The organism is Pseudomonas paraglycinae, from assembly GCF_021601625.1.
Taxonomy (GTDB): Bacteria; Pseudomonadota; Gammaproteobacteria; order Pseudomonadales; family Pseudomonadaceae; genus Aquipseudomonas; species Aquipseudomonas paraglycinae.
In genome coordinates, this window is sequence record NZ_BQHR01000027.1 from 18,463 (window position 1) to 44,850 (window position 26,388).

Below are 26,388 nucleotides of genomic sequence, written 5' to 3' on the forward strand. Positions count from 1 at the left end.
GCCCCGTCAGGCCTGGGGTTTGATTCGCTGACGCAAATATTCGATAACGGCCTGCCGCTCCCCGGCAAATTCGATCCGCCCGCCCTTCTTCTCGCGCTGGAACACATACATCGGGTCGTAATACTCGCGCAGCAAACCCTCGATCCACGCGCGGTGCAAATCCACCGCCCCGCTGCGGCTCTGCTCCGCCAGCGCCTCTTCCATCCACACCCGCATCCGTCGATGCCGTTCGCCGCCCAGGCGCTTGTGCACGTTGTCGAGGCTGTCCAGCAACCGCTCGGAAAACCGCCCGAAACCCTCGTCCCCATGCACTGCCTGAAATTCGGCGGACAAATCCACCACGTAATCGCGCAGGATCCGCTCGACGCGCTGCTCGAAACGATCTTCCAGCCAGACCATCGGGTATTGCTGCATGCCCTGATACAGCGACAGCGGCAGCGCACAGCTGCCCACCACCCGGCTCTCATCCTCCAGCACAAACTGATCGATGCCGGCCGCACGTTTTTTCAGGAAGTCGATGGCCAGCCGGTTCTCGAAATCGATGTTCGACGGCTGACCGGTGGCGCGCTTGCCGAAACTCGAGCCCCGGTGATTGGCATGGCCTTCCAGATCCACACTGTTGCGCAGTTGCACCAGCACTTCGGTCTTGCCGGTGCCGGTCATGCCGCCCAGCAACACGAAATCACAGTCGGCCTGGGCGGATTCGAGCGTGTCGATCAGAAAACCCCGCAGCGCCTTGTAGCCACCGCCGATACGCGGGTAATCGATGCCGGCTTCTGTCTTGAGCCACTGCTGGACGATCTGCGAGCGCAGGCCGCCACGAAAGCAATAAAGAAACCCGTCGGGATGCGCCTGGGCAAATTCCGCCCACGCTTGCAGACGCTCGGCCTTGACCGCGCCGGACACCAATTGATGGCCCAGCTCGATGGCGGCCTGCTGACCGTGATGCTTGTAGCAAGTGCCGACCCGCTGCCGCTCGATGTCGTTCATCAGCGGCAGATTGAGCGCCCCGGGAAACGCGCCCTTGTGAAACTCGACCGGCGCACGGGCGTCCATCAGCGGCCGGTCGTTGAGGAAGATGTCGCGGTAGTCGGTGACGTCGATGGACATCAATTCACCTCGACCGCGTGGCTCTGTCGCCCGATCAACTCACCGATCGGCTCAAGCGCGAGGCCGAGTTCGGCAGCGACGGCGAGGAATTCGGCATTGCCTTCGGGGGTCACGGCCACCAGCAATCCGCCGCTGGTCTGCGGGTCGCACAGCACCCGCTTGTGCAATTCCTGCACCCGCCCGACGCGGCCCGAATAACTGTCGAAATTACGCAGGGTGCCGCCCGGTACGCAGCCCTGCTCGAGGTAATACTCGACACTCGCCAGACGCGGTACCCGGTCATAAAAAATGCGCGCCGTCAGGTGACTGCCGTCGGCCATTTCCACCAGATGCCCGAGCAGCCCGAAGCCGGTGACGTCGGTCATGGCAGTGACCCCGGCCAGTTTGCCGAAACGGCTGCCGGGCTTGTTCAGCGTACACATCCAGTCCCGGGCCTCGCCGATGTCGTCGGGGCGCAGCTTGCCCTTCTTCTCGGCGGTGGTGAGGATGCCGATGCCCAACGGTTTGGTCAGGTACAGCAGGCAACCGGCGGTGGCGGTGTCGTTGCGTTTCATGAAGCGCTTTTCCACCAGCCCGGTGACGGCCAGACCGAAGATCGGCTCCGGTGCATCGATCGAATGCCCGCCGGCCAGCGGAATCCCCGCCGCATCGCACACCGCACGTCCGCCGCGAATCACGTCTCGCGCCACTTCCGGCGCCAGCACGTTGACCGGCCAGCCGAGGATCGCAATCGCCATCAACGGATCGCCGCCCATGGCGTAGATGTCACTGATGGCGTTGGTGGCGGCGATGCGGCCGAAGTCGAACGGGTCGTCGACGATCGGCATGAAGAAATCCGTGGTCGACACCACCCCGCGCTCGGCATCGATCTCATACACCGCCGCATCATCGCGCGACGCGTTGCCGACCCACAGTTTCGGATCAAGGTTCTGCGCCCCGCTGCCGGCCAGAATCACCTCCAGCACCTTGGGCGAAATCTTGCAGCCACAGCCGGCGCCGTGGCTGTATTGGGTCAGACGGATGGGCTCGGTCATGGGGCAGTCTCCGGGAGGCAGTGGGAGGGATTTTAGCAGAGGGGTCGGCGGGCAAAAAAAAGCCGCCCTTGCGGGCGGCTGAAGTGCTTCGCTCCTGAATCAGAACCCGAGGCTGAAGCTGATGGTCATCGCATGGTCGTTGCTCTCGTTCGACAGCTGCCCCGAATAGCCGATACCGAGCTTGCCGGTCGGGCTGATCTGGAAGTCCACGCCGGCTTCGACCACCGCGCTGTCCTTGGCAATCGGCACGCCCTGGGTGTTGAACGAGGCGCCGCCGTCGATGAAGGTCAGGTCGGCGTCAGGTTTGGTGTCGCCGAAGGCATGCCGCCAGCCGAGGGCCGCGCGCGGGGTGAACTGCCCGCCGTTGGCCAGGGTGATGACCTTGCCGGCGCGCACGCCCAGGGTCGAGAAGGTGATGTCCTGATCGGACTCGGCGCGTAGACGCCCTACTCCGCCTTTCTCCTTGGCCTTGTCGCTGTCGTAGTTGACGTACGCCAGGCCGGCGAACGGTTCCAGGGCAATCCCGGCCGCTTCGATGGCATAACCGACTTCACCGAACACCTGGGCGCTGCGCGCGTCGTAATTGGCCTTCAACCGATCGTTGTAGGCGCCGACGCTGACGTCGCGCTTGGTTTCGATATCGTGCCAGCTGTACGCCGCGCCAAGGCGCACTGCCAGGGCATCGAATTGCGAGTTGAGGTACGCCGCCAGGTGGTAGCTCTCGACCGTGGCATTCGAGCGACGATCATGAGCATCCAGATCGCTGCGGGTGTAACCGGCGGCCATGCCGACGCGCCATTGGTCGTCGATCTGTTTGTCGGTGCCGAGCATGAAGCCGCTCAGGTTGCGATCCAGCTTCGCACTGTTGCTGTCGCCATCCGACTCGCCCCAGGCGCCGAGTGCGCGGGCCCAGCCGACCATTTCGCCGTGGCAGCCGTTGCTGCTCAGCTGGTTGTCGCTCGGGGCCAGGGCGCGGCGTGGATCGTCCGGCGCGCTGCACGACGGCTGGCGCATACGGTCGTTGACCGCATCCCGCACGTATCGCGAATCCTCGAGGATTGCGCTGGCGGTGCTGGCATGGATTTCCCCCGACAGACTGTCGAAGGCGTTACGTGCGCCCGCCACGCTGAGGTTGATGATTTCGTTCTGCAACGCAGCGCCCGCCGCACCGTTGCGCATCAACGCCGAAGCGGTGTTGCGCTGGTTGCCGGTGGCGGCGACGTCGACGAACGAGTTGCCGTTGCGGCTGACCACCAGGTTCACCGCGTTCGGGTCATACACCAGCGCAGTATTGAGGAACGCGTATTGCGGCAGGTCGGCGGCGCTGAAGGTGCCGGTCACTCCGCCACCGGCGGTGATCAGCGAGTACACGGTATTGCCGGTGAACGGTGCCAGGCTGTTGACCTGCAGACCACCGCTCAGAGTCGCGGTACCACCGACGGCCAGCGGAGTGGCGGTCGGCGAGCTGACCGTCAGGGCCAGCACACCGTCGGCGGCGTTGGTCAGGTTGCCGGCGACACTCAAGGTGCCGTCCTCGCCACCGGAAGCCACCACGCCATGGTTGACCACCGACCCGACGCTACCATTACCGCTCAGGCCCGCGCCATTGGTCACGGTGACCTGGCCGGCGAGGGACGCCCGCGCCGCACGGCTGCCGACCTGCAGCACGCCCTGATCCACCGCCACGGTGCCGCTGAAGGGTTGATCACCGGTCAGAAGCAAGCGCGCGGCACCGCGTTTGGCCAGGGCGCCGACACCGCTGAGGCGTCCGTTGAACTGGCCGTTGGCGTTCTGCTGGAACACCAGCGAGGCGTTGTTGAGGATGTTGCCCTGCAGGCTGGTGGTATTACCGATCAGCGTACCGCCGCTGACCGTGGTCCCGCCGCTGTAGGTGTTGGCGCCGCTGAGGACCAGAGTGCCGGAATCCAGTTTCTCGATACCGCCACTGCCCACCAGCGGTGCGGAAATTTCCGCGCTGCCACCGGCATTCACCCGCACCGGAGCGAGGCTGCCACCCGGGCCGTTGACCGGGGTCAGCGTACCGCCAGCACCTGGAACCAGGCTGTAACCGCTGGAGAGGAACTGCAACCCGGTAAAGTTCTGATTGCCTTGCACCGTGACCGTGCCGCTCTGCCCGCCGAACACGGCGAACTGACCGTTCGACGCCAGCGCCTGAGTACCGCTCGGATCGGTCCAGTTGGTGCCCGGCCCCCACACGCCGCTGCCGCCACCGATGCTGCCGTCCGGGTTGGTGGTGCCGCCGTTCCAGAACTGCACTTCACCCGGGGTGTTCTGCACCAGCAGGTTGACCTGATTGGCCAGCGCGGTCTGCAGGGTCAGGTTGGCCGCCGACACCGGCAGGCTGCCGTAGACCAGACCGTTGTCGGTCAGGCTGCCGCCGTAGCTGAACAGTTGATAGACCCCGGTGCCGAAGCCGCCGGCATTGCTGATATTCAGCGTGCCGTCGAGGGTCAGGTTGCCGGCGACGTTGACCACTGTGGTGGAACTGGCGGCCGAGCCGAGGGTGAAGTCCAGGTTGGTGCCCGACGACAACGCCAGCGAACCGACCGACAACGGCGTTGCAGCGCCGCCGCCATTCAGTGTCGCACCATTGGCCAGTTGCACGGCGCCGCCGAACTGGCCGCTGCCGCCGATCGCCGCCCCACTGGCAACGTTGACGCTGGCACTGTTGAACACACCGTTGACGTTCAGCGAACCGGCCTGCACCGCGGTGTTGCCGGTAAAGGTGTTGTTGCCGGTCAGCAGCAAGGCGCCGGTGCCGGTTTTGTTGAGTGTGCCGACGCCCGTCAGGTTGCCGGTGTAGCTGCCGTCGCTGTTCTGCTCGAAGGTCAGCGTCGCGTTGTTGGCGATGGCGCCTTGCAGGCTGCTGGTGTCGCCACGGGTGCTGCCGCCGTTCAGCGTCGTACCGCCGCTGTAGGTATTGGCACCGCTAAGGACGAGGTCGCCACTGCCGTTTTTCACCAGACTGCCGCTGCCGGTGATTGCACCGATCAGCGTGGTGTTCTGGTTGCCGGCCAGGGTCAATTCCGCACCCAGGTTGATGGCATTGGCCAGTTGCAGCGCAGAGGTACTGTCGAGGGTGCCGTTGCCCAGCACGCTGAGGACGCCGCTGCTGATCGCGCTGTTGTTGCCCAGGATCAGCGAGCCACCCGAGAGCTGGGTACCGCCGCTGTAAGTGTTGCTGCCGTTGAGAGTCAGGCTTGAGGCGCCGGTCTTGATCAGACTGCCGCTGCCGCTGACGACACCGTCGAGGGTCAATGCGTTGGAGCCGGCAACGGTGAGTCCGCCGTTGAGCACCACGGCGTTGGCCAGGCTGACCGCTGCGTTGCTGTCCAGCGCCGTGCCGTTGGCGGCGGTCAACACGCCGGTGCCGAGGGCTGAGTTGTTGCCGACCACGATTTTGCCGCCATTGAGCGCGGTGCCGCCGGTGTAGCCGTTGGCCGCGTTGAGCACCAGGGTGCCGGTGTCGTATTTGCCCAGTGTGCCGGCGCCGTTGAGTGCTACGCCCACGGTGGCGGTGACGTTCGGATCGACCCGCACGGTGGCATTGCCCAGCGACCCGTTGACCAGATTCAGCGAACCGGCCGTGCCGTTCTGCAGGCTGTAGCCATCGGTGACGAACTGCATGCCGGTGATGGTTTGCGCGCCGTTCACCGTGACGGTGCCCGCCGTGCCCTGGAACACCGCGAAGCTGTTGGTCCAGGCCTGATTGGTGGTGCCGTTGACGTCGGTCCAGTTGGTGGTGCCGGTGCCCCAGGTGCCGCTGCCGCCATCCACCGAACCGTTGGCGACCAGTTGGTTGCCGTCCCAGAACTGCACGGTGACGCCCGGTGCGGTGACCAGCAGGTTGATCTGGTTGGCCAGTGCGGTTTGCAGGGTCAGGTCGCCCGGAGTGACGCTGCCCGGCACGGTGCCGATCAGCATGCCGTTGTCGGTCAGGCCACCGGTGTAGTTGATCAACCGGTACACGCCGCTGCCGAAACCGCCGATGTCGCTGACGTTGAGGGTGCCGTCGAGGGTCAGGTTGCCGCCGACGTTGACCAGTGCGTTGCCGCCACCGGAGACCGGTGTACCGAGGCCGACATCGAAGTTGGAGTTGGCGTTGAACACCAGCGAATTCACCGACAGCGTGCTGCCGGTGGCGCCGGCCAAATGACCGCCGTCCGCCACAGTCACCGCCCCGCCGAGCGAGCCGCCACCGGTCAGGGTGCCGCCGCTGTTGACCAGCACACTGGCGCTGTCCAGCGAGCCGCTGACGTTCAAGGTGCCAGCATTGACCGTGGTGTTGCCGGTCAGGCTGTTGAGGCCGGTGAGGGTCAGCGTACCGGTGCCGAGTTTGCTCAACTCGCCGGTACCGGTGAGCACGCCATCGAAGATGCTGCTGGCGTTGTTGCCGCCGATGCTCAGCGTGTTGCCGCCGCCGATCAGTGCGGTGCCGCTGCCGGTCAGGCTGGCGAGGCTGCCGGAGCCGCCGAGATTGAGGGTCGCCGCAGCGCCGAGATTGACCCCGGCATTGCTGCCCAGTGCCGAGTTGCCCAGGGTGGTCAGGCTGCCGGACTGCACGTCGAAGGTGCCGCTGAAGGTGTTGTTGCCGGACAGCGTCAGGTCGGCCAGACCGTTCTTGGTCAGGGTGCCCGCCCCGGCGATCACGCCACCGAGGGTCAGGTTGTTGTTGCCGGCCACGCTCAGGTTAGCATTGACGTTGAGGTTGTTGGCCAGCACCAGCGGCGCCGTGGTGTCGAGGGTCGAAGCGCCCGCCACGGTCACCGCGCCGGAACCCAGGCCTGCCGAGGTGCCGAGGGTCACGGTGCCGGCGTTCAGCGTGGTGCCGCCGCTATAGGTGTTGATGCCGTTGAGGGTCAGATTGGAGGCGCCGTTCTTGATCAGACCGCCGGTGCCGCTGACCACGCCGCTGAGCGCCACGTCGCTGTTGCCGGTGTTGGTCAGATTGGCGTTGAGCACCACGTTGTTGCCCAGCGACACCGAGGTGTTGCTGTCCAGCGCCGAGGCGCCCGCCACGGTCAGGTTGCCCAGACCGAGAGCGCCGTTGCTGCCGGCGGTCAGGGTGCCGGCGTTGAGGGTGACGCCGCCGAGGAAGTTGTTGGCCCCGCTCAGGATCAGGTTGGCCGCGCCGTTTTTGGTCAGGCTGCCGGCGCCGTTGATCGCACCGCTGAGTGTCAGATCGTTGCTGCCGACGATACCGAGGTTGCCCGCCAGGTTGATCGCGTTACCCGCCGTGACAGCACTGCTGGCATCCAGGGTAGTGCCGTTCGCCGCGTTCAGGGTGGCCGAGCCCAGCGCGCTGTTCGACGCCAGAATCAGACCGCCCGCGTTCAATGCCACCGGGCCGAGGAAGGCGTTGTTGCCGCCAAGGGTCAGGTTGGCCGCGCCATTCTTGATCAGCCCACCGGTACCGTTGATCACACCGTTGAGGGTCAGCGCGTTGCTGCCAAGGATCGTCAGGTTGCCGTTGAGCGTGGTTGCGTTGGCCAGGGTCACGGCGGTGTTGCTGTCCAGTTGCGTGCCGGCATTGGCGATCAACGCACCGCTGCCCAGCGCGGTGTTGTTGCCGACCACGATTTTGCCGCCATCGAGTTGCGTGCCGCCGGTGTAGCTGTTGGCGCCATTGAGCACCAGGGTGCCGCTGTCGAGTTTATTGAGAATGCCGCTGCCGTTGATGTTCACGCCGACCGTGGCGGTCACGCCCGGATCAACGCGCATCGCCGTGGTGCCGCCGGCACCGTTGACGGCGGTCAGCAGTCCCGAGGTGCCGTTGACCACGTTGTAGCCATCGGTGAGGAACTGCATGCCGGTGAACAGTTGCGTGCCATTGACCGATACCGTGCCGGCCGTGCCCTGGAACACCGCGAAGTCGCCGGCCCAGGTCTGATTGACCAGACCATTGGCGTCGGTCCAGTTGGTGCCGGCGCCGTTCCAGGTACCGCTGCCGCCATCGACAGTACCGTTGGCGATGGTCTGGCTGCCGTCCCAGTAACGAATGTCCGAATTCGGCGCCGAAACCTGAATGTTGATCTGATTGGCGACCCCGGTCTGCACCACCAGATCGCCCAGCCCATAACCGACCGGCACGCTGGCAACGTCCAGGCCCAGATTGGTCAGGGCACCGGTGTAGTTGAACAGACGATACACACCGACGCCGAACCCACCGGCATCGGTGACGTTGAGATTACCGTCGAGGGTGAGGTTGCCGCCGACGTTCATCAGCGACGTGGTCGATGGCGTCCCCAGCGCCGCATCGACATTGCTGCCGGCTGCGAGCGTCAATGATCCGGCCGAGAGTGTATTACCCGACGACAGGGCCAGGTGACCGCCACTGTTGATGGTCATCGCGCCGAGCGCCGAACCGTTGCCGGTGAGGGTGGCGCCGGTATTGACGTTGACCTGGGCACTGGCCAGCGAACCGCTGAGGTTCAGGGTACCGCCGTTGACGGCGGTGTTGCCGATGATGCCGTTGATCCCGGTCAGGTTCAGGGTGCCGGTGCCGACCTTGGTCAGGCCGCCGTTGCCGCTGAGGTCGCCGTCAAAGGTGCTGGTGCTGCTGACCCCGCCCACGGTCAATGTGTTGCCGCCGCCGATCTGCACGCTGCCGCTGCCACTCAGGCCATTGAGGCTGGCGTTGCTGCCGAGGTTGAGACTGGCGCCGGCGCTGACGTTGGCGCCGGAGGTGTTGCCCAGTGCCCCGCTGCTCAGGGTGGTGACGCTGCCGGCAGCAATGTTCAGCGCGCCGGTAAAGGTGTTGTTGCCACTGAGGGCCAAGTCATCCAGGCCGGTCTTGGTCAGGCTGCCGGCGCCGTCGATCACGCCGCTGAGGGTCAGGCCGTTGTTGCCGGCCAGGGTCAGCCCGGCATCGAGGGTGATGTTGTTACCGAGGGTGAAAGCGCTGCTGTTGTCCAGCGTCGCGGCGCCACCGACGGTGAGCGTGCCGCTGCCCAATGCGCCGGGCGCGCCGAGGGTCAGGGTGCCGGCGTTGAGGGTGGTGCCGCCGCTGAAGGTGTTGGTGCCGTTGACGGTCAGGTTGGCGCTGCCGTTCTTGACCAGTTGGCCGGTGCCACTGAGCACGCCGCCGAGGGTCAGGTTCTGTGTGCCGCCAACGCTCAGGGCCGCATTCAACACGACCGCGTTAGTCAGGCTGACCAGCGGCGAACTGCTGTCGAGGGTGGCCGCACCGCCGACGGTCAAGGCGCCGGTGCCGAGCGCCGAGCTATTGCCGACCGTCAGCGTACCGGCGTTCAGCGTGGTGCCACCGACATAGGTGTTGGTGCCATTGAGGCTCAGGTTAGCCGCACCGTCTTTCACCAGACTGCCGGCGCCGGCGACGGTTCCGGTGAGGGTCAGATCCGCGCTGCCGCCCACATTTAGTGCCCCGGCGAGGTTGACTTGATTACCCAGAGTGACGGCGGTGTTGGTGTCCAGCGTGGTGCCGGCCGCTGCGTTCAACGCGCCGCTACCGATCGCGGTATTGCTGCCGACAATCAGCTTGCCGACGTTCAGCGCGGTGTTGCCGAAGTAGGTGTTGGCGCCGTTGAGGATCAGATCGGCCGGGCCGCTTTTGGTCAGGCCGCCGACACCGGAGACCACGCCCGCGAGGGTCAGCGCGTTGCTGCCACCGATGGTCACGTTGCCGCCGAGGTTGACGTTGTTGGCCAGGCTCGCCGCTGTGCTGGCATCCAGTGTGGTGCCGTTGGCGGCGTTGAGTACGCCAGTGCCGAGGGCAGTGTTGGAGCCGACGACCAACGTCCCGGCGTTCAGCGACGTAGCGCCGGTGAAGGTGTTGTTGCCGGTCAGGGTCAGGGTCGAAGCACCGGTCTTGATCAGGTTGCTGCCGCCGCTGATCACGCCGCCGAGGGTCAGCGGGTTAGCGCCACCGGTGGTGAGGTTGGCGTTCAGGGCAATGGCGTTGTTCAGCGTCACGTTGGCGCTGCTGTTGAGCGTGCCGCCCGACCCGCCCACGGTCAGCGTGCCGGTGCCGAGTGCCGCGCCGTTGCCGACGGTCAGGCTGCCGGCGTTGAGTGCAGTGCCGCCGGTGAAGGTGTTGGCGCCGTTGAGGGTCAGGTTGGCCGTGCCGTTCTTGATCAATTGACTGGCGCCGCTGATCACCCCGCCAAGGGTCAGTGCATTGCTGCCGCCGATCGCCAGATTGTTGTTGAGAATGACGTTGTTGTTCAGCGTCACCGCGGTATTGCTGTCGAGAGTCGCCGCGCCGCCGACAGTGATATTGCCACTGCCGAGCGCAGCGTTGGCGCCCGCCGTAATGGTGCCTGCGTTCAACGCAATAGCACCGAGAAACGTGTTGGTGCCGTTGAGAATCAGGTTCGCCGCGCCGTTCTTGGTCAGCCCGCCGCTGCCGCTGACCACGCCGCCGAGGGTCAGGTTGGCGCTGCCACCAATGTTCAGGTTACCGCCGAGGGCGACCGCGTTGCTCAGCGCCACGGCGGTGCTGGCATCGAGGGTGGTGCCCGCCGCCGTGGTCAGCGCGCCGGTGCCCAGCGCGGTGTTGGAGCCGACGATCAGCGTCCCGGCATTCAGTGCCGTGCCGCCGGAGAAGGTGTTGTTGCCGCTGAGGGTCAGGTTTGCGGTGCCGTTCTTGATCAGGTTGCCGGCGCCGCTGATGACCCCGCTCAAGCCCAGTGCCTGAGTACCACCGATGGTCAGATCCGCCGCCAGCGCCACCGCGTTGGCCAGGGTCACGGCGGTGGTCGCATCCAGCGTAGTGCCGGCCGCTGCGTTCAACGCGCCCGTGCCGAGGGCGGTGTTGCTGCCGACGAGCAAGCTGCCACCATTGAGCGCGGTGGTGCCGCTGTTGGTGTTGTTGCCGGTCAGGGTCAGGCTGGCGCTGCCGCTCTTGGTGATCGCCCCGGTGCCGGACACGACGCCGGCCAGGGTCAGGGCATTGCTGCCGAGCACGTTCAACGCACCGGTGATGCCGACGTTGTTGGCCAGCGTCACGTTGCCGGTGCTGTCGAGACTGGTACCGTTGCTGGTGTTGAGGACACCGGTGCCCAAGGCGTTGTTGTTGCCGACGCGCAAGGTGCCGGCGTTGAGGCTGGTGTTCCCGGTGTAGGTGTTGATGCCGTTGAGGGTCAGGCTGCCGCTGCCGGTCTTGGTCAGGTTGCTGGTACCGCTGATCACCCCGCCCAGGGTCAGCGTTCCGGTGCCGGTTGCGGTCAGGGTGCTGTTGAGCGTGATCGCGTTGGCCAGCGAAATCGGCGTCGTTGCCGAGATGCTCGAAGCGCCGCCGACCGTAATGCCGCCAGTGCTGAATGCCGAGTTATTACCCACTAGCACTGTGCCGCCGTTGAGCACAGTGTTGCCGGTGTAAGTGTTGATGCCGTTGAGGTTGAGCTGACCGCTGCCGATCTTGGTCAGGCCGCCAGTACCGGAAATCACGCCGTTGAGGGTCGTGCCGTTGATGCCCTGCAGGGTCAGGCCGCTCGCGCCCAGATTGATCTGGTTGGCCAGCGACAGTCCCGCGTTGCTGGCCTGGAGGATCCCGCCGTTGGACGTCAGCACACCGCTGCCGAACGCGGCGTTGTCGTTGAACTGCGCGACACCGCCATTGAGTGTGGTCGCCCCGCTGACCAACGGCCCCTGCAAGGTCCAGGTACCGCTGTTGAGGGTCAGGTTGTTGAAGTTGACGTAGGTCGCGCTGGACGCAGTGCCGGTCCCGGTGACGCCACCACCGACGCCGATCGGGTTTTGCAGGATCAGCGTGTTGGTGCCCCCCGCGCCGCCATCGATGGTGCCGGTCGGGGCGAAGGTCAGGTTGATGCCGACCAGGCCACCGAGGCCGACGGACACTTGCACACCGTCACCGACGTTAACGCTGGAACCGGTGATCGCGTAGAAGGTGTTGGTGCTGCCCGCGCCCATCGACACACCGCCGGTGATGTTACCGGCGTTGGTGAAGGTGTTGCCTGCTGCCGACGTCTCGAACGCAATCCGGCCGTTGATCGTGCCGCTGGCACTGTTGGTCATGTTGACTTGCGAGCCGCCATACACCCCGACCACCGGGGTATCGGCCAGGGTGATGCCGCCGACCGACAGCCCTGTGGACGTAATGGTGCCGTTGTTGGTAATGGTCGTGGTACCCGCCGCCGCGTTGTTCACGCCGATAGCCAGGCCGTCAATGCTGGTGAGGTTGAGGCCGAGCAACATCCCCGTGCCACGCATGATCCCGCTGGCATTGTTGACCACGCTGACCGTGCTGGTCGCGCCGGTGCCGATGAATGCACCGCCACTGAGGATCGACACCAGGCCCAGCAAGGCCGGGTCGACGGTGCCGGAGTTGTTCAGGTTGATATTGGCCCCGGTCAGGTTGATGACCTTGCCGCCCAGCGTCGCATTCATCTGCGCGCCCGAGTTGACGTTGACCGTCAGGCCGCTGGTGGCACTGCTGTAGTCATTGAGAAACAGCGGCAGGGTCGGCACGCCCGAACAGGTAATCGTGGAGCCCGCCGCCGAGCAGGTGGCGAACGCCTGCTCGCTGACACCACCGAACAAGAGTCCGGCGACGCTCAGATGCACAGCAAGGGACAGTGGGGAAAAACGCGAAACGAGGGCGACACCAAACCTTGCTTCCACGGGTTACTCCTTTCGTGGCCGATTTCGTCCTTGAAGGCGTGCAACTGCGGCAAGATCCAACACGCGTATCAAGCGTATGACGGTCATCAGATAAACCGTCCCATTCCAGACACACGCTAGTTGATGCCCTGCGATGGGGCACCGGTTAAATAGTGTTAATACTTTTGTGCGATAAGGCCCTGCGTCGATACTTCCGGCCGTTCTGAGCAAGGGCTTGAGGACGATTTGAGGCGCTTTTGCGGGGAGTTGATCGAATCGCCAGGTAAACCCGTGAATCAATCGATTTTTCAGTGGTTTGGAAAACTGGTACGGCTTGTGCAAACGTTTGCTAATCGCTAATGACCGCGTTTTCGTTACAAAACCGTACAGGGCCCATCATTTCGGGCCTTGATCTGCAAAAAGGACTTTGAATGTACGTTTCTTACTGCCACCGCCGTCGCGGTGCACGCACCTTTGCTGTTTCCCTGCTACTGGCCGGCGTTACCGGAGTTCTCAGTCACACCGCGCTGGCGCAACCTGCCCTGCCCGAGGAATCCGCCCAGGGAGAAGCCCTCAGCCCTGAAGCCAGCCCGCCGCAAAAAGGCGCGTACCTGTCGGACTGGTACAACCAGGACCTGATGCTGATCGGCAGCAAGGACATCAGCTTCGGCCCGCAACCGGCCGACGACATCTACCTGGAATACGAGTACTTCGGGCGCAAAGGTCCGTTCGAGCTGTACGGCTACATCGACATTCCGAAGATCTTCAACATCGGCAACAGCCACGACAAAGGCGTGTGGGATCACGGCTCGCCGGTGTTCATGGAGCACGAGCCGCGCATCTCCATCGACTACCTCGCCGGCCGCAGCCTGGCCATCGGGCCGTTCAAGGAATGGTACGTGGCGTTCGACTGGATCTACGACCACGGCAGCCGTAAAGAGAACCGCGCCAACACGCTGTACAGCGGTTTCGGCACCGACATCGACACCCACTCGCGGGTCAATCTGTCGGCCAACCTGTACGGGCGTTACCAGTGGGAAAACTACGGCGCCAGCAACGAATATTCGTGGGACGGCTACCGCGCGCAACTCAAGTACATCGTGCCGATCGACAAATTCAGCAACGGCGCCTCGCTGACCTACATCGGCTTCACCAACTTCGATTTCGGCTCGGACATCCACAAGGACAACCCGGCGCGCACCGCCAATGCCACGGTGGCGACCAACGTCTTGCTGTACTCGTTCACCCACTTGCGCTTCACTTTGGTCGGCCGTTACTTCCACAACGGCGGCAACTGGGAGGACGGCAGCGAGCTGAACTTCGGCGACGGTAATTTCCGTGCACGTTCCAATGGCTGGGGGTATTACGCGGGGGTCGGGTATCAGTTCTGATCCCGCCCCTTTCAAGGCTGAACATACTGGCGAGACTGCTCGCGTTGACGCCTACAGAACAATACAGCGCATCAGGTATACAAACCCGCCGCCCCGTTTGATCGGGACGGCGGGTTTTGTCGTTTCGGGCACAAATCAACGCAGTGTTGGAGAGTGTTGAAGATTATGTCCGCAAAGCCACGCGACCTTGCGCCTTTGCCTACGCATCCGCCAGAATCCGCCGGCTTGTGCGCCTTGGGGGCGGGTTCTATTGTTTGGCGGTCGCTGAAAAACAGCGATCGGGTTTAGCGACTCGAATCATAAATAGGTGCATCAGCGCTCCATGCTTTGTCGCAGGCTCAACGTCTGCAACTCCGCTATGGTGGCTGTATGCGGGAGACCCTCGGGTCTGCCGGGTGCCTATAACCGGTTCGCTAACCTGCGTACAGCCGCCACCTTCCTGTTTAGCGACAGCTCCGGGCGGCTCCACTCTTATAGGAGCTTCACCATGATCAAACCCACACCCAATCCACCCGAAACCGACCCCACCTCGCCCTACGAAACCCTCGACTCCAAGAAATTCCACGAAGCCGCCGAACGCGCCCTCGATCACTATCTCAATCCACTGCTCCCCCGAAAACCCCTGCTCAAACACAACACCCGCTACCTCATCGCCCCCGGCATCGACAACGAAGAACTGCTGGCCGACGCCTGCGAAACTCTGACCTCGGCCAAGGTGATGGCCAATGACTTCGCCGGGCTGGTGGATGGCCCGCAGCGGCATGTGCTGTTGGGGATTGCGCAACTGATCATGCTGGGTGAGCTGGCGGTGAATCGGGTGCTGGATAATCTGGAAGTGAAGACTGAGGCGTCCGCTGCAGCCTGATCGATTGATCGACTGATCGTTCCCACGCTCTGCGTGGGAATGCAGCCCGGGACGCTCCGCGTCCCAAAGAGCGGACGCAGAGCGTCCATTGAGGCATTCCCACGCAGAGCGTGGGAACGATCTAATGCATTGGTGTCGCTCAGGGAATCAGGATGACCTTGTCGCCACTGCCCTGATTCACATCGGCATACCGCGCCAGCCCTTTGGCCAGAGGCGCTTCCACCAGCCCTTGCGGCAGTGGCAGCAGATCTTCGTCGAAGAACCGGCCAAACTGATCCAGCATCGCCGCGCAGGCTTCAACGCCATACAGCAACGAGTTGATGCCGACCACCGAACCGCCCTTGCGATACAGCGCCAGCGCCGGCAACTGCACATGCCCATCGACTGGCGCAGCGATGATCGCGATCCGCCCGAACGGTGCCAACGCCGGCACCGACGCTGGCAGCCAGAACCCGGTGGTGTCGAAGATCACATCGGCACCACCGCGATACACGGCGTTGACCTGCGCACCCAGATCCTCGGGTTTATCCAGCTGAATCGTCTGATAACCCTGCGCCTGCAAGTCCTTGACCTGCTCCGGCCGCCGCGCCGCCGCCAGCAACTGCGCGCCGCGCACCTTGGCCAGCGCCAGTGCCGCCGTCGCCACCGCCCCGCCGCCAATCACCAGCAAACGGGTTTCGGCACTGACCAGACTGCGCTCCAGCGCATCCCACGCCGTGGTGTACGGCACGCCGAGGCTGGCGGCCTGGGTGAAACTCAAATGCGAAGGCTTGTGCGCCACGCCATTGGCCGGCAGTTTGACGAACTGTGCGTGGGAGCCATCGGCGAAAAAACCCAGCTCACGCCCGGTGCCCCAGACCTCCTGACCGATCAACCCTTGCGGCCCTTCGACCACCACACCGGCAAAGTCCCGACCGGGAATACGCGGCAGCGTGGTGTACGGGAAACGCCCGAGCACGTTCTTGACGTCGCTGGGATTGAGGCCGGCAGCCCTGATCTGCACCAGCACCTCGTCAGCGTCCGGCACCGGCGTCGGCACCTCGACGAAGCGCAGGGACGACAGGTCGCCGGTTTTATCGAATTGCAGTGCTTTCATGAGTTCATCCACCGAATGAAAAAAGGAAATTCAGGACAGCCAGCCACTGACCAGTTGCCGCCCCATCGGCCACAACTGCTCGCCCGCCAGCATGCCCAACAGGCCCACCAGCGCGATGGTCGGCGGCGCCGGAGAACGGACATCCAGCGCGCCATACAGCAGGCCGACACCCAGACCGACGCCCAGTGAAATCAGGTAATTCATGGGATCACTCCGCCACAAAAAAGGAATGGGTAGAGTCTAGGGAAAGGCGGCGACCGGCATCGGCCAAGGACTTCTGAATTTCTGCCAAATCAGCCGGCAAGCGGCCCGCCGTCGAACTGCGAAGGCGCGACACCCAGTTCCCGACGGAACATGTCGCTGAAACTGCTCGGCGAATAACCCAGCTCCCGGGCAATCGCGCTGACCGGCACGCCCTGAATCAACTCCGCCACTGCCGTCGCCAACTGCACCTGCCGCCGCCACTCGGCGAAGCCCATGCCCAACCCTTCCTTGAACAACCGCGCCAGGGTGCGCACGCTGGCCCCGGCGTTCTCGGCGTGTTGCTCAAAAGGAATGTCCAGCGACGGCGCGGCCATCACCGCCTGACACAGACTCATCAGCCGCCGGTCGGCGTCGTCCGGCAACGGGATTTTCAACTGCGAACGCCTTGCGCGTTTCAGCTCCAGCAGCGCCAGCCCGACCAGTGCCTCGTAGTACTCGGCATCGCCGCTGTCGCCCTGCGCCACCAGCCCGACGATCAACTCACGCAGCAGCCCGCCGACCTCGATCACCTGCACCGTCTCATCCAGCGTCGCCGCCAGCGCCGGGCGCAAGTAGATATTACGCATCTGCAAATCCGACACCACCCGAATCCCGTGTGGCACCCCCGGCGGCAACCACACCGCCCGCTGAGGGGGTACCACCAGCGCCTCGTGGGGGGTCTCGACCCACATCACCCCGCTCATCGCATACAGCAACTGCCCCCAGACATGCTCATGCGGCTCGATGAACAGACCACGCGGATACGTACGCGCCAGCGGTTGCACCGGCACATCGGTATCACTCAGATCGGGGGGTGCAGCGAGGGCCATGGCGAGCGTTCATCGGGGTTGGCGGAAGCACTATGGTAACCAGTCCGACCGGAACCTCGCCATTGATAGATACCGTCGGACAATCCGAGTGAATTTTCCCGGAGCCCAGCGATCCTTCTATTACCACAGGGAGGAAGATGGGCTTTATGAACAACGCAAAACTGTACGTCATCGATTACACCCTTCACGGCGCGCCAAAGTCGTTCATTATCCGCTCGGACAAAATGGACAACACCGAGGCGTGGCACTGGGCAAGCTGCGACGCAGGGGTCGGCCGCATCCCGCGTTTCGGCCGGGAGAAAGTGCAAAAGACCAGCAAGCCGATGGCAGAAAAATTCGGCGTGGAAAACGTCACATGGCGACCGGCCAGCTAAGCTTGCGCGCAGGCGGGAACTATTTCGGGGGATTACACATGACAACCATCAACAGCCCCGCGCACCTGGACTACGGCCTGGACACCCTCTTTGGCCGCATCACCAAAAGCGTCGACTGCCCGGTTGGCCTGGAACCCGTCGAAAACGACCCCTACCGCTTCGCCCTGCGCGTCCCGGCCCCCTTGCCGGAAGACCTTGAAAAGGCCAAAACCATCGTCGTCAACGTCGAAGGCCGCCGCCTGCAAGGCAACGTCCGCCACACCGAACGCCTGGACGACGACAGCCTGAAACTGGAAGTGGAGCCCGACTAGGCTCCACTTTTTTCAATACCCGAGATTACTTGGGATGCGCACACTGACACCCCTTACCAGAACACTCCTCACCACTCTTGTGATGATGCGCACAGGCCTCACAGCAATAATGCTTCCCGTGCGCCACATAAGAATGCTCACCCTCCTTGATCGTACAACGACATCCCGGACAATCGCATTTTCTATCTGCCATGGAACAGACTCCTTCGGTGGTGGTTGTCTGAGGCCGAAAGAACAAGCCGTGCTACCAGTGTAGAAGGTGCTGACCACGATGAGCGTTAGCTCAAGTACCGCTTTTGATCGCAACGCCCGTCGGCAGGCTGAGTGGAGGGATTGATCCGGGGGTGGGAGCGCAGCGACCGTGCGGCGCAGCCGCATGCATCGAGAGGAGGTGCAGCGAAGCAAACCGTAGGCGATGCCCCCGGATCAATCCCGGAGCGAAGGAACCCGAGCCACAGCGAGGGCCGTACGTCAGGGTAAAGCCTTTTTGGTTACTTTTTCGGCGTTTGGAAAAAGTGACCCGCCGTAAGGGCGGAACCATAAGCAGCCACCCCCGAAGAAACGGATATTCACTCAATCAATCAGCCTGACGCACGCTACTGCGATACATGAAAACCAGCGCCAACCCGAGACAAACCATCGCCAAAACTCGACTAGAAGACAGCTCAATCGCCGGATTCCCCAACCACCCAAAATTATCAATCAACATCCCCATCCCCAACTGCCCGACAATCACCGCCACGGTCGCCACAGCCGTACCGACGCGCGGTACCGCGCCAACCATCACCATCATATAAACCACCCCAAACAGCGCCCCACTCAACTGCCACTTCGGCACCTCCAGCAAACTCACCGCCTGAGCAGGCTCAAAAAACAGAATCAACAACCCCGTAGAAACAGCGCCGACGACAAACGTCAACAAACTGCTGCGCAACACCCCAACGGTCTCCCCCAACCGCCCATTGATCGCCGCCTGCACACTCAACACCGCACCGGCCAACACCACCACCGCCAACAAAATAACCAGACTCATCACTCACCCCCGCGCAATCAAAACCAAAGCCGCCACAATCAACCCCAACGCCAGCCACCGCTCAGCATTGACCTTCTTGCGCGTAGCCCCAAACCACCCGAAATGGTCAATCAACACACTCTTGCCAACCTGCCCCGACAAAATCGCAATCATCGTCATCGCAATCCCGATATGCGGCGTCGCCAGCGTCAACACCACCACATACATCGGCCCCAGAAAACCGCCGATCAACTGCCAGCGCGGCAGATCGGTCAGCGCCGGCCCCTTCTGCGGCCCCGCAAACAGCAACAACAAAAACAGAATCGCCGAGCCCACCCCGAAGATGCTCAAGGTCGCCCACAAATGCCCGACCTGCTCACCCAACGGCCCCAGCAACCCCGCCTCCACCGACAAACCCATGCCAGCCAGAATCACCAGCGGCAACAGCAACAAACGCAAACCGGGCCGCGCTACCGGCGCCGGCGCGGCACTCACTTCATCAAACGACTGCATCTGAAAAACCTCTGAAGGAAACGATGGCGCGGATTATCGGCTGGCGCAGCTGTGCGATAAATGGCAGCATCCGGACAACACTTTTGCGCAAATCGCACAGCAGGACAGACCATGCACGGGCTCAACGAACTGGGATTCAAGGCGCTAAGGCTGTTTGTGGCGGTGCTCGACCACGGCAGTTTTTCCGAAGTCGCCCGCCGCGAGGGCGTGGCGCCCTCCTCGATTTCCCGGCAGATCCAGTTGATGGAGCAAGCGCTGAACCAGCAGCTGCTCTACCGCCACACCCGAGCGGTCACGCCGACCGAAGCCGGGCGCATGCTCGGCCACCACGCGCGGCTGGTGCTGGTGCAACTGGAAGAGGCCGAACAGGCGTTGCAGGAACAGCAAAGCGAGCCGACCGGCCTGGTGCGGATCAACGCCCCGGTGGTGTTCGGCCAACGCCACCTGACGCCATGGCTCGGCCGTTTGTGCGAGCGCTATCCGAAGCTGCAACTGGACATCCAGCAGACCGACCACTACATCGATCCGCTGCAGGAAGGCGCCGACCTGCTGTTTCGCATCGGCCCGCTGCACGACTCAAGCATGCAGGCGCGGATCCTCGCGCCGCACCGGTTTCAGGTCGCGGCAAGTCCCGCGTACCTCAAGCGCGCCGGCACGCCACAACATCCCGAAGACCTCGCCCGCCACCAGTGCCTGGCCTACAAGGGCGCGACCGGTCAGCAGCGCTGGTTCTTCCGTCAGGGTCAGGGCGAGTGGACACCCTATGCAGTCAAGGGCCCGATTACCGGCAACCATGCGGACACGTTGACCCAGGCCGCTGTGCAAGGGCTGGGGCTGGTGATGTTTCCGTCATGGCTGATCGGCGAGGCGGTGCGCGAGGGCACGCTGGTGCCGGTGTTGGGGGATTATCAGGTGTCGAACAGTGTCGAGCCGCAGCAGATTTCGGTGCTGTGGCCGGGGAGCCGGCGGTTGTCGGTGAAGGTGCGGACGGTCATCGACTTTTTTATCGAGTGCTTTGGCGAAGTCCCCTACTGGGACAGGCCCTGAGCTCGCCAAAGTCAAAAGCCGGCCCTCACCCTAGCCCTCTCCCGGAGGGAGAGGGAACCGAACGGGGGATATTCGAGAGATACGCCGACATGAGCGATCGGCTGTGAATCCATAATCGACACGATTTTTCAGGTCGATGTATGACGCAAGACACTGCGGTCAGTCCCCTCTCCCTCCGGGAGAGGGTTAGGGTGAGGGGGCCTTTGGGGGTCAGATCCGGAACTGCCCCACCAACTTCCCAAGCCGCTGCCCCAACTCCGCGAGACTGCGCGAGGTCTGCGCCCCCAACTGGGTCTCATCCGCCACGTTATCCACCGCCACCGCAATCTGGTGCACGCTGCGGTTGATCTCTTCCGCCACCGCCGTCTGCTCTTCAGCGGCACTGGCAATCTGCGCGTTCATCGAGTTGATGGTCGCAATCAGATCCGCCATCGCATCCAGCGACGCCCCCGCCTGATTGGCTTGAGCCGAAGTACCGTCACCCGCCTCGCTGGAACGGCGCATCGCTTCCACCGCCGACTGCGTACCCGCCTGCAAGCGGTCGATCATGCCCTGAATTTCCTGCGTACTGATCTGCGTGCGCGACGCCAGCGCCCGCACCTCGTCCGCCACCACCGCAAAACCGCGCCCGGCCTCACCGGCCCGGGCCGCTTCGATCGCGGCGTTGAGTGCCAGCAGGTTGGTCTGTTCGGCAATCGAACGGATCACCCCGAGCACGCCGACAATCGACGACACGTCCTGCTGCAGGCTGTCGAGGGACACGCCGCTGCTGCGGATGTCGTCCACCAGCGCATGAATCTGCTTGATGCTGCCGGCCACCACGCGCTTGGCGGTCTGGCCCTCTTCGTCGGTCTGCTGCGCGGCGACGGCGGCGTTCTGCGCGCTCTTGGCGACTTCCTGGGCGGCGGCGGACATCTCGTTGATCGCCGTGGCGACCTGATCGGTTTCGTGACGCTGACGTTCCATGGCCTGATCGGAGCGCTGGGCCTGATCCGACACTTGCGTCACCAAGCCAGTCAGTTGCGACGTCATCTCGGTGATCTGCCGCACCAGGCCGTGGATCTTGTCGACGAAACGGTTGAACGAGCCGGCCAGTTCGCCGAGTTCGTCCTGGCTGGTGATGGTCAGGCGCCGGGTCAGGTCACCCTCGCCCGCCGCGATGTCATCGAGGTTGGCTTTCATCAGGGTCAGCGGTCGCAGAATGGTGTTGGCCAGCAGCATCCCCGCCGCCGCGATCACCAGCAGCACCACCACTGCCACACCGACGATGCTCAAGACCACGCCCTGCATGCGTTCCTGCACCTTGGCCTCGACCACCGCCACTTGCGCTTCGATGCCGTCGAGGTTGACCGACGTACCGACCGCCATGTCCCACTTCGCCAGATATTCGGTGTAGCCAAGTTTCGGCACCAGCACTTGCGCGTTGCCCGGCAGCGGCGAGCTGTATTGCAGGTAGTGAGTGCCGTCCTTCGCGACTTTCACCAGGTCGCGGTTGACATAGACGCCGTTCGGGTCGCGGTTGTCCTTGAAGCTTTTGCCCACGCCTTCGGGGTCGTTGGCCTTGAACAGGCGCACGGTCTCGGAGTCGTAGCCGAAGAAGTAGCCGTCCTTGCCGTACTTGATGCTCGACAGCAGCTTGATCACCTGCGCCCGCGCCTCGGCGTCACCGGGAGCGGCGGCGTCGTACAACGGTTTGATGGTGGTCATGGCCACGGCGACGTAACTGGCCAGCGTGGCTTTGGCGTCGCCGAGCAGGCGTTCGCGGGTCTGCTGGACTTCATTGCGCGCCTGTTCCTGAAGGATGAACAGCGTGGTCAGGCTGATCACCAGCGCAAAGAGCAGCACCGGAAGGACGGCAAGGGACAGGACTTTAGCCTTGAGACTCAGGCGCATGGGGGCTCACTCTTTTGGTTTTATTGGCGTGGTTAAAGGCTTTAACGGCACGCGTAACCAAAAGTTGAGCTGCAGCTTGAGAACGACACCTCGACGCCGATCGTTCCCACGCTCTGCGTGGGAATGCCTCTTGTGACGCTCTGCGTCACGCTTTGGGACGCGGAGCGTCCCGGGCTGCATTCCCACGCAGAGCGTGGGAACGATCACGGGAGTTAAAGGACCATCGCAGCCACCCAGCCAAACGCCAGCAGCGGCAGGTTGTAGTGCAGGAAGGTCGGAACAACGGTGTCCCAGATGTGGTGGTGCTGGCCGTCGATGTTCAGACCGGAGGTCGGGCCAAGGGTCGAGTCTGACGCGGGCGAACCGGCATCGCCCAAGGCCCCGGCCGTGCCGACGATGCAGACAATGGCAATCGGGCTGAAACCCAGTTGCACGCACAGCGGCACGAAAATCGCCGCCAGAATCGGCACCGTGGAAAACGACGAGCCTATGCCCATGGTCACCAGAAGACCGACCAGCAGCATCAGCAACGCACCGATGCCCTTGCTGTGGTTGATCCACGACGCCGAAGACTCGACCAGCGTCTGCACCTCGCCAGTGGCCTTCATCACTTCGGCGAATCCGGAAGCGGCGATCATGATGAAGCCGATCATCGCCATCATCTTCATGCCTTCGGTAAACAGGTCATCCGTCTCGCGCCATTTGACGATGCCCGACGCCGAAAAGATCAGGAAACCGGCCAGCGCCCCGATAATCATCGAATCCAGCAGCAACTGAATAATGAAAGCTGCGGCAATGGCGACACCGGCGATCAACAGACTGCGCGGGTTGTACTGCACTGCCACCTGCTCGACCTGCTCGATTTTTCCCAGGTCGTATACGCGCTTCTTGCGGTAACTGATAAAGGCGATGCCCAGCCCCACCAGCATGCCCAGCGCCGGAATCCCCATGGCATGGGTGACGTTGATCCCGCTGATGTCCACGCCACTGCGGGCAACGTTGGCCAGCAGGATCTCGTTGAGGAAAATGTTGCCGAAGCCAACCGGCAGGAACATGTACGGCGTGATCAGGCCGAAGGTCATGACGCAGGCGATCAACCGGCGGTCCAGTTGCAGCTTGGTCAGTACATATAAAAGCGGCGGCACCAGCAGCGGAATGAACGCAATATGAATCGGCAGGATGTTCTGCGACGCGATCGCCACCACCCACAGCAGGCCGATCAGCATCCATTTGACGCTGCCGCCACCGGTCGCATGCTGGCGGTCGACCATCGCCAGAGCCTTGTCGGCCAGCGCGTGGGCCAGACCGGACTTGGCAATCGCCACGGCGAAAGCGCCGAGCAACGCGTAGGACAACGCCACTGTCGCCCCGCCACCCAGGCCACTGTTGAAGGCCTTGAGCGTGGCGTCGATGCCCAGACCACCGGTCAGGCCACCAACCAGCGCACCGACGATCAACGCGATCACCACATGCACCCGGGACAGGCTGAGGATCAGCATGACGCCGACCGCAGCAATCACTGCATTCATTTCACTACCTCGAAAACACGACGGTAAAGCCATTCACCGCCAGACAGGATGAGTCCGGCCGACAAGCCACGAGGGTCGCCAGCGGATTTGCATAGAGGGTCTTATTAGAAGGGCGCGCACTGTGCCGCAGCGCGGGCGCAGTGTCAAAGCGACTGGTCGCAACACTGTGTAACTTTCCATGATCAATCCGCTGAACAAGGCATATCCGCCACAACATGCGTCAATTCGCCCTATTGCATTTACGCCATAAAGAAAGCCGAAACGCGGCCGTTACAGTGCAAAGTCTCAGATATTTATCGAATAAGGACGTTTCCATGTCACTCAGACAACTTTCCATTCAATGGAAAATCACCCTGCTCGCCGGGCTCTGCCTGGCCGGTATCGTGACCCTGTTGGTGGGTCTTTCGCTGTATCGCATGGAGCACAGTTCCGAACTGGTGAAAGCTTCGAGCATGGAAATGCTCACCGAATCGGCCCAGGCCCGCATCGAATCCCAGGGCGAAGTCCAGGCAGCGGGCATTCGCCAGCAGTTCATGGACGCCTATCAATATGGCCACGGGTTCTCGCGTCAGGTGCTGTTCCTGCGCGAACAGGCCGAGAAGCGCTTCCTCGATGCCTTCGACTTGCGCGAGGACATGACCCGTCAGGTGAAATCGGCGCTGCAGGCCAATCCGGATCTGCTCGGCCTGTCGCTGGTGTTCGAAGCCAACGCGCTGGACGGCAAGGACGAACTGTTTGCCGGCCAGGCAGAACTCGGCAGCAACGACAAGGGCCGCTTCGCCCTGTACTGGTCGCAGCCGACCCCGGGTAAGGTGACCTCGATGGCCCTGCCGGAAAGCGACATGACCGACACCAGCACCGGCCCCAGCGGCCAGGCCGCCAACGCCTGGTTCACCTGCCCGCGCACCACGCTCAAGCCGTGCGTGATCGAACCCTACTTCTATGTGATCGACGGGCAAAAGGTGCTGATGACCAGCATCGTGTTCCCGCTGATGGTCAACGGCAAAGTCATCGCGTCGCTGTCGGTGGATATCAACCTCAACAGCCTGCAAGCGATCAGCCAGAGCGCCAGCAAGAAGCTCTACGACGGCCAGACCGCCGTGAGCATCATCAGCCCCGCCGGCCTGCTCGCCGGTTACAGCCCGGATGCCAATAAACTCAGCCAGCGCCTGGATGCCGTGGACACCACCAGCGGCGCCGAGCTGCTGCGCCTGCTCGCTTCGAGCCACACCGTCAGCAGCCTGCACAGCAACGCGCAACTGAAAGTGCTGTCGCCGTTCCAGCCGATTCCCGGCGGCCCGTCGTGGGGCGTGCTGCTCGATGTGCCGGAGAAAGTGCTGGTCAGCCGCGCCGAAGCGCTCAAGCAGCAACTGGATGCCAGCAACACCTCGGGCACCCTCATCGAACTGAGCCTGGGCGTGCTCGCCGCGCTGATCGGCCTGCTGCTGGTGTGGCTGATGGCCCGCAGCGTGACCAAACCGATCCTCGGCGTGGCCCACATGCTGGAAGACATCGCCAGCGGCGAAGGCGATCTGACCCGCCGTCTGGCCTACGACAAGAAGGACGAGCTTGGCAAGTTGGCCGGCTGGTTCAACCGCTTCCTCGACAAGCTGCAACCGATCATCGCCGAGGTGAAACGCTCGGTGCAGGACGCGCGCAACACCGCCGATCAGTCTTCGGCCATCGCCACTCAGACCAGCGCCGGCATGGAGCAGCAATACCGTCAGGTCGATCAGGTGGCCACCGCATCCCACGAAATGAGCGCCACCGCCCAGGACGTGGCCCGCAGCGCGGCACAAGCCGCCGAAGCGGCCAAGGATGCCGATCGCGCCACCCGTCAGGGCCTGACCGTGATCGACCGGACCACCGCCAGCATCGACACCCTCGCCGCCGACATGAGCGCGGCGATGGTGCAGGTCGAAGGCCTAGCCGCCAACAGCGAGAAGATCGGCACCGTGCTGGAAACCATCCGCGCCATCGCCGAACAGACCAACCTGCTGGCCCTCAACGCCGCCATTGAAGCGGCCCGTGCCGGTGAAGCCGGACGTGGTTTTGCGGTGGTCGCCGACGAAGTGCGCAACCTCGCCCGCCGCACCCAAGAGTCGGTGGAAGAAACCCGTCAGGTCATCGAGCAATTGCAGAACGGCACCCAGGACGTGGTCGGCTCGATGGGCAACAGCCATCGTCAGGCCCAGGGCAGCGTCGAACAGGTGGGTCAAGCGGTTACCGCGCTGCGCCAGATCGGCGATGCGGTGACGGTGATCAGCGACATGAACCTGCAGATCGCCAGCGCTGCCGAAGAGCAGAGCGCGGTGGCCGAAGAGATCAACAACAACGTGGCGACGATTCGTGATGTGACGGAGTCGCTCTCGGGACAGGCGAATGAATCGGCGCGGGTGAGTCAGTCGCTCAATAGCCTGGCGAATCAGCAGCAGAGTTTGATGGATCAGTTTCGGGTTTGACTCGGGATTGCTGAAGATCAAGAGCTTACCCCCTCACCCCAGCCCTCTCCCCCAAGGGGGCGAGGGGGAAAGGGAG

The 26,388-nt window shown here is 63.4% G+C and carries 17 protein-coding genes and 2 pseudogenes; 7 read left to right on the forward strand and 12 right to left on the reverse strand.

Annotated features, from left to right (window positions below; translation table 11 throughout):
- Positions 1 to 6 precede the first annotated feature (6 nt).
- The 3 genes from mnmH to L6D82_RS27045 form a co-directional block, all read right to left on the reverse strand.
- Positions 7 to 1,110 carry a tRNA 2-selenouridine(34) synthase MnmH gene (mnmH, locus tag L6D82_RS27035; RefSeq protein ID WP_129974239.1) on the reverse strand — a complete coding sequence of 368 codons (1,104 nt, stop codon included), beginning with the start codon at positions 1,108 to 1,110 and terminating at the stop codon, positions 7 to 9.
- On the reverse strand, positions 1,110 to 2,144 hold the full coding sequence (selD, locus tag L6D82_RS27040) for a selenide, water dikinase SelD (RefSeq protein ID WP_129974238.1): 1,035 nt from the start codon (positions 2,142 to 2,144) through the stop codon (positions 1,110 to 1,112). Before selD ends, mnmH begins: the two co-directional genes overlap by 1 nt.
- Before the next feature lie 99 nt (positions 2,145 to 2,243).
- The gene (locus L6D82_RS27045) at positions 2,244 to 12,767 is read right to left on the reverse strand and encodes an autotransporter-associated beta strand repeat-containing protein (protein WP_236192020.1); all 10,524 of its coding nucleotides are present in this window, start codon (positions 12,765 to 12,767) and stop codon (positions 2,244 to 2,246) included.
- A 410-nt stretch (positions 12,768 to 13,177) separates the two neighbouring features.
- On the opposite strand from L6D82_RS27045, the gene L6D82_RS27050 reads away from it, so the two are divergent.
- Positions 13,178 to 14,137, forward strand: a complete 960-nt coding sequence (locus L6D82_RS27050; protein WP_102718753.1) for a nucleoside-specific channel-forming protein Tsx — start codon at positions 13,178 to 13,180, stop codon at positions 14,135 to 14,137.
- Between the two features lie 487 nt (positions 14,138 to 14,624).
- Positions 14,625 to 15,002 carry a DUF6124 family protein gene (locus L6D82_RS27055; protein WP_039770242.1) on the forward strand — a complete coding sequence of 126 codons (378 nt, stop codon included), beginning with the start codon at positions 14,625 to 14,627 and terminating at the stop codon, positions 15,000 to 15,002.
- 139 nt (positions 15,003 to 15,141) lie between these two features.
- Here the strand turns inward: L6D82_RS27055 and L6D82_RS27060 are convergent, their stop codons facing one another.
- The 3 genes from L6D82_RS27060 to L6D82_RS27070 form a co-directional block, all read right to left on the reverse strand.
- Complete coding sequence (locus tag L6D82_RS27060; protein ID WP_236192021.1) at positions 15,142 to 16,098, reverse strand: quinone oxidoreductase family protein; 957 nt, start codon at positions 16,096 to 16,098, stop codon at positions 15,142 to 15,144.
- Positions 16,099 to 16,128: 30 nt separating this feature from the next.
- Positions 16,129 to 16,302, reverse strand: coding sequence for a DUF1427 family protein (locus tag L6D82_RS27065; protein WP_007958996.1), 174 nt, complete (start codon positions 16,300 to 16,302; stop codon positions 16,129 to 16,131).
- A gap of 89 nt (positions 16,303 to 16,391) precedes the next feature.
- Positions 16,392 to 17,171: an AraC family transcriptional regulator gene (locus L6D82_RS27070; protein WP_236192022.1), complete on the reverse strand. Its 780-nt coding sequence runs from the start codon at positions 17,169 to 17,171 to the stop codon at positions 16,392 to 16,394.
- A 146-nt stretch (positions 17,172 to 17,317) separates the two neighbouring features.
- Between L6D82_RS27070 and L6D82_RS27075 the strand changes: the two genes are divergently transcribed.
- Positions 17,318 to 17,545 carry a DUF6555 family protein gene (locus tag L6D82_RS27075; protein WP_011335095.1) on the forward strand — a complete coding sequence of 76 codons (228 nt, stop codon included), beginning with the start codon at positions 17,318 to 17,320 and terminating at the stop codon, positions 17,543 to 17,545.
- 38 nt (positions 17,546 to 17,583) lie between these two features.
- Positions 17,584 to 17,856 carry a hypothetical protein gene (locus L6D82_RS27080; RefSeq protein ID WP_085745874.1) on the forward strand — a complete coding sequence of 91 codons (273 nt, stop codon included), beginning with the start codon at positions 17,584 to 17,586 and terminating at the stop codon, positions 17,854 to 17,856.
- 25 nt (positions 17,857 to 17,881) lie between these two features.
- On the opposite strand, the gene L6D82_RS27085 is transcribed toward L6D82_RS27080, so the two are convergent.
- From L6D82_RS27085 to L6D82_RS27095, 3 genes are all read right to left on the reverse strand, one after another.
- Positions 17,882 to 18,049: a metallothionein gene (locus L6D82_RS27085; protein ID WP_074689145.1), complete on the reverse strand. Its 168-nt coding sequence runs from the start codon at positions 18,047 to 18,049 to the stop codon at positions 17,882 to 17,884.
- Between the two features lie 384 nt (positions 18,050 to 18,433).
- Positions 18,434 to 18,889 (reverse strand): DMT family transporter, encoded by a 456-nt coding sequence (locus L6D82_RS27090; protein ID WP_085686889.1) that lies wholly within the window; start codon positions 18,887 to 18,889, stop codon positions 18,434 to 18,436.
- A gap of 3 nt (positions 18,890 to 18,892) precedes the next feature.
- Complete coding sequence (locus L6D82_RS27095; protein WP_039770247.1) at positions 18,893 to 19,381, reverse strand: DMT family transporter; 489 nt, start codon at positions 19,379 to 19,381, stop codon at positions 18,893 to 18,895.
- Positions 19,382 to 19,492: 111 nt separating this feature from the next.
- Here L6D82_RS27095 and L6D82_RS27100 point away from each other — a divergent pair, with 111 nt between their 5' ends.
- A complete protein-coding gene (locus tag L6D82_RS27100; RefSeq protein WP_236192023.1) occupies positions 19,493 to 20,428 on the forward strand; it encodes a LysR family transcriptional regulator in 936 nt (311 codons plus the stop codon).
- 210 nt (positions 20,429 to 20,638) lie between these two features.
- Here L6D82_RS27100 and L6D82_RS28790 read toward each other — a convergent pair whose 3' ends face one another.
- From L6D82_RS28790 to L6D82_RS27110, 3 genes and pseudogenes are all read right to left on the reverse strand, one after another.
- Positions 20,639 to 21,460, reverse strand: a complete 822-nt coding sequence (locus L6D82_RS28790) for a methyl-accepting chemotaxis protein (protein WP_371807413.1) — start codon at positions 21,458 to 21,460, stop codon at positions 20,639 to 20,641.
- A gap of 84 nt (positions 21,461 to 21,544) precedes the next feature.
- A pseudogene (locus L6D82_RS28795) lies at positions 21,545 to 22,321 on the reverse strand (cache domain-containing protein); the annotation flags it as partial.
- A gap of 212 nt (positions 22,322 to 22,533) precedes the next feature.
- Positions 22,534 to 23,850: a Na+/H+ antiporter family protein gene (locus tag L6D82_RS27110; RefSeq protein WP_102687106.1), complete on the reverse strand. Its 1,317-nt coding sequence runs from the start codon at positions 23,848 to 23,850 to the stop codon at positions 22,534 to 22,536.
- Positions 23,851 to 25,307: 1,457 nt separating this feature from the next.
- Here L6D82_RS27110 and L6D82_RS28800 point away from each other — a divergent pair.
- Positions 25,308 to 25,454 (forward strand): annotated as a pseudogene (locus L6D82_RS28800) (HAMP domain-containing protein); the annotation flags it as partial.
- A 102-nt stretch (positions 25,455 to 25,556) separates the two neighbouring features.
- On the forward strand, positions 25,557 to 26,312 hold the full coding sequence (locus L6D82_RS28805; RefSeq protein WP_371807414.1) for a methyl-accepting chemotaxis protein: 756 nt from the start codon (positions 25,557 to 25,559) through the stop codon (positions 26,310 to 26,312).
- Positions 26,313 to 26,388 lie beyond the last annotated feature (76 nt).

What these genes read in the sequence shown, in the direction of transcription:
- L6D82_RS27050 (WP_102718753.1), top strand. Translation starts at nt 13,178, where the DNA reads ATGTACGTTTCTTACTGCCACCGCCGTCGCGGTGCACGCACCTTTGCT.
- L6D82_RS27090 (WP_085686889.1), bottom strand. Translation starts at nt 18,889, where the DNA reads ATGAGTCTGGTTATTTTGTTGGCGGTGGTGGTGTTGGCCGGTGCGGTG.
- L6D82_RS27095 (WP_039770247.1), bottom strand. Translation starts at nt 19,381, where the DNA reads ATGCAGTCGTTTGATGAAGTGAGTGCCGCGCCGGCGCCGGTAGCGCGG.
- L6D82_RS27100 (WP_236192023.1), top strand. Translation starts at nt 19,493, where the DNA reads ATGCACGGGCTCAACGAACTGGGATTCAAGGCGCTAAGGCTGTTTGTG.
- L6D82_RS27070 (WP_236192022.1), bottom strand. Translation starts at nt 17,171, where the DNA reads ATGGCCCTCGCTGCACCCCCCGATCTGAGTGATACCGATGTGCCGGTG.
- mnmH (WP_129974239.1), bottom strand. Translation starts at nt 1,110, where the DNA reads ATGTCCATCGACGTCACCGACTACCGCGACATCTTCCTCAACGACCGG.
- L6D82_RS28805 (WP_371807414.1), top strand. Translation starts at nt 25,557, where the DNA reads ATGGAGCAGCAATACCGTCAGGTCGATCAGGTGGCCACCGCATCCCAC.
- selD (WP_129974238.1), bottom strand. Translation starts at nt 2,144, where the DNA reads ATGACCGAGCCCATCCGTCTGACCCAATACAGCCACGGCGCCGGCTGT.
- L6D82_RS27065 (WP_007958996.1), bottom strand. Translation starts at nt 16,302, where the DNA reads ATGAATTACCTGATTTCACTGGGCGTCGGTCTGGGTGTCGGCCTGCTG.
- L6D82_RS27075 (WP_011335095.1), top strand. Translation starts at nt 17,318, where the DNA reads ATGAACAACGCAAAACTGTACGTCATCGATTACACCCTTCACGGCGCG.
- L6D82_RS28790 (WP_371807413.1), bottom strand. Translation starts at nt 21,460, where the DNA reads ATGACGTCGCAACTGACTGGCTTGGTGACGCAAGTGTCGGATCAGGCC.
- L6D82_RS27110 (WP_102687106.1), bottom strand. Translation starts at nt 23,850, where the DNA reads ATGAATGCAGTGATTGCTGCGGTCGGCGTCATGCTGATCCTCAGCCTG.
- L6D82_RS27085 (WP_074689145.1), bottom strand. Translation starts at nt 18,049, where the DNA reads ATGGCAGATAGAAAATGCGATTGTCCGGGATGTCGTTGTACGATCAAG.
- L6D82_RS27055 (WP_039770242.1), top strand. Translation starts at nt 14,625, where the DNA reads ATGATCAAACCCACACCCAATCCACCCGAAACCGACCCCACCTCGCCC.
- L6D82_RS27060 (WP_236192021.1), bottom strand. Translation starts at nt 16,098, where the DNA reads ATGAAAGCACTGCAATTCGATAAAACCGGCGACCTGTCGTCCCTGCGC.
- L6D82_RS27080 (WP_085745874.1), top strand. Translation starts at nt 17,584, where the DNA reads ATGACAACCATCAACAGCCCCGCGCACCTGGACTACGGCCTGGACACC.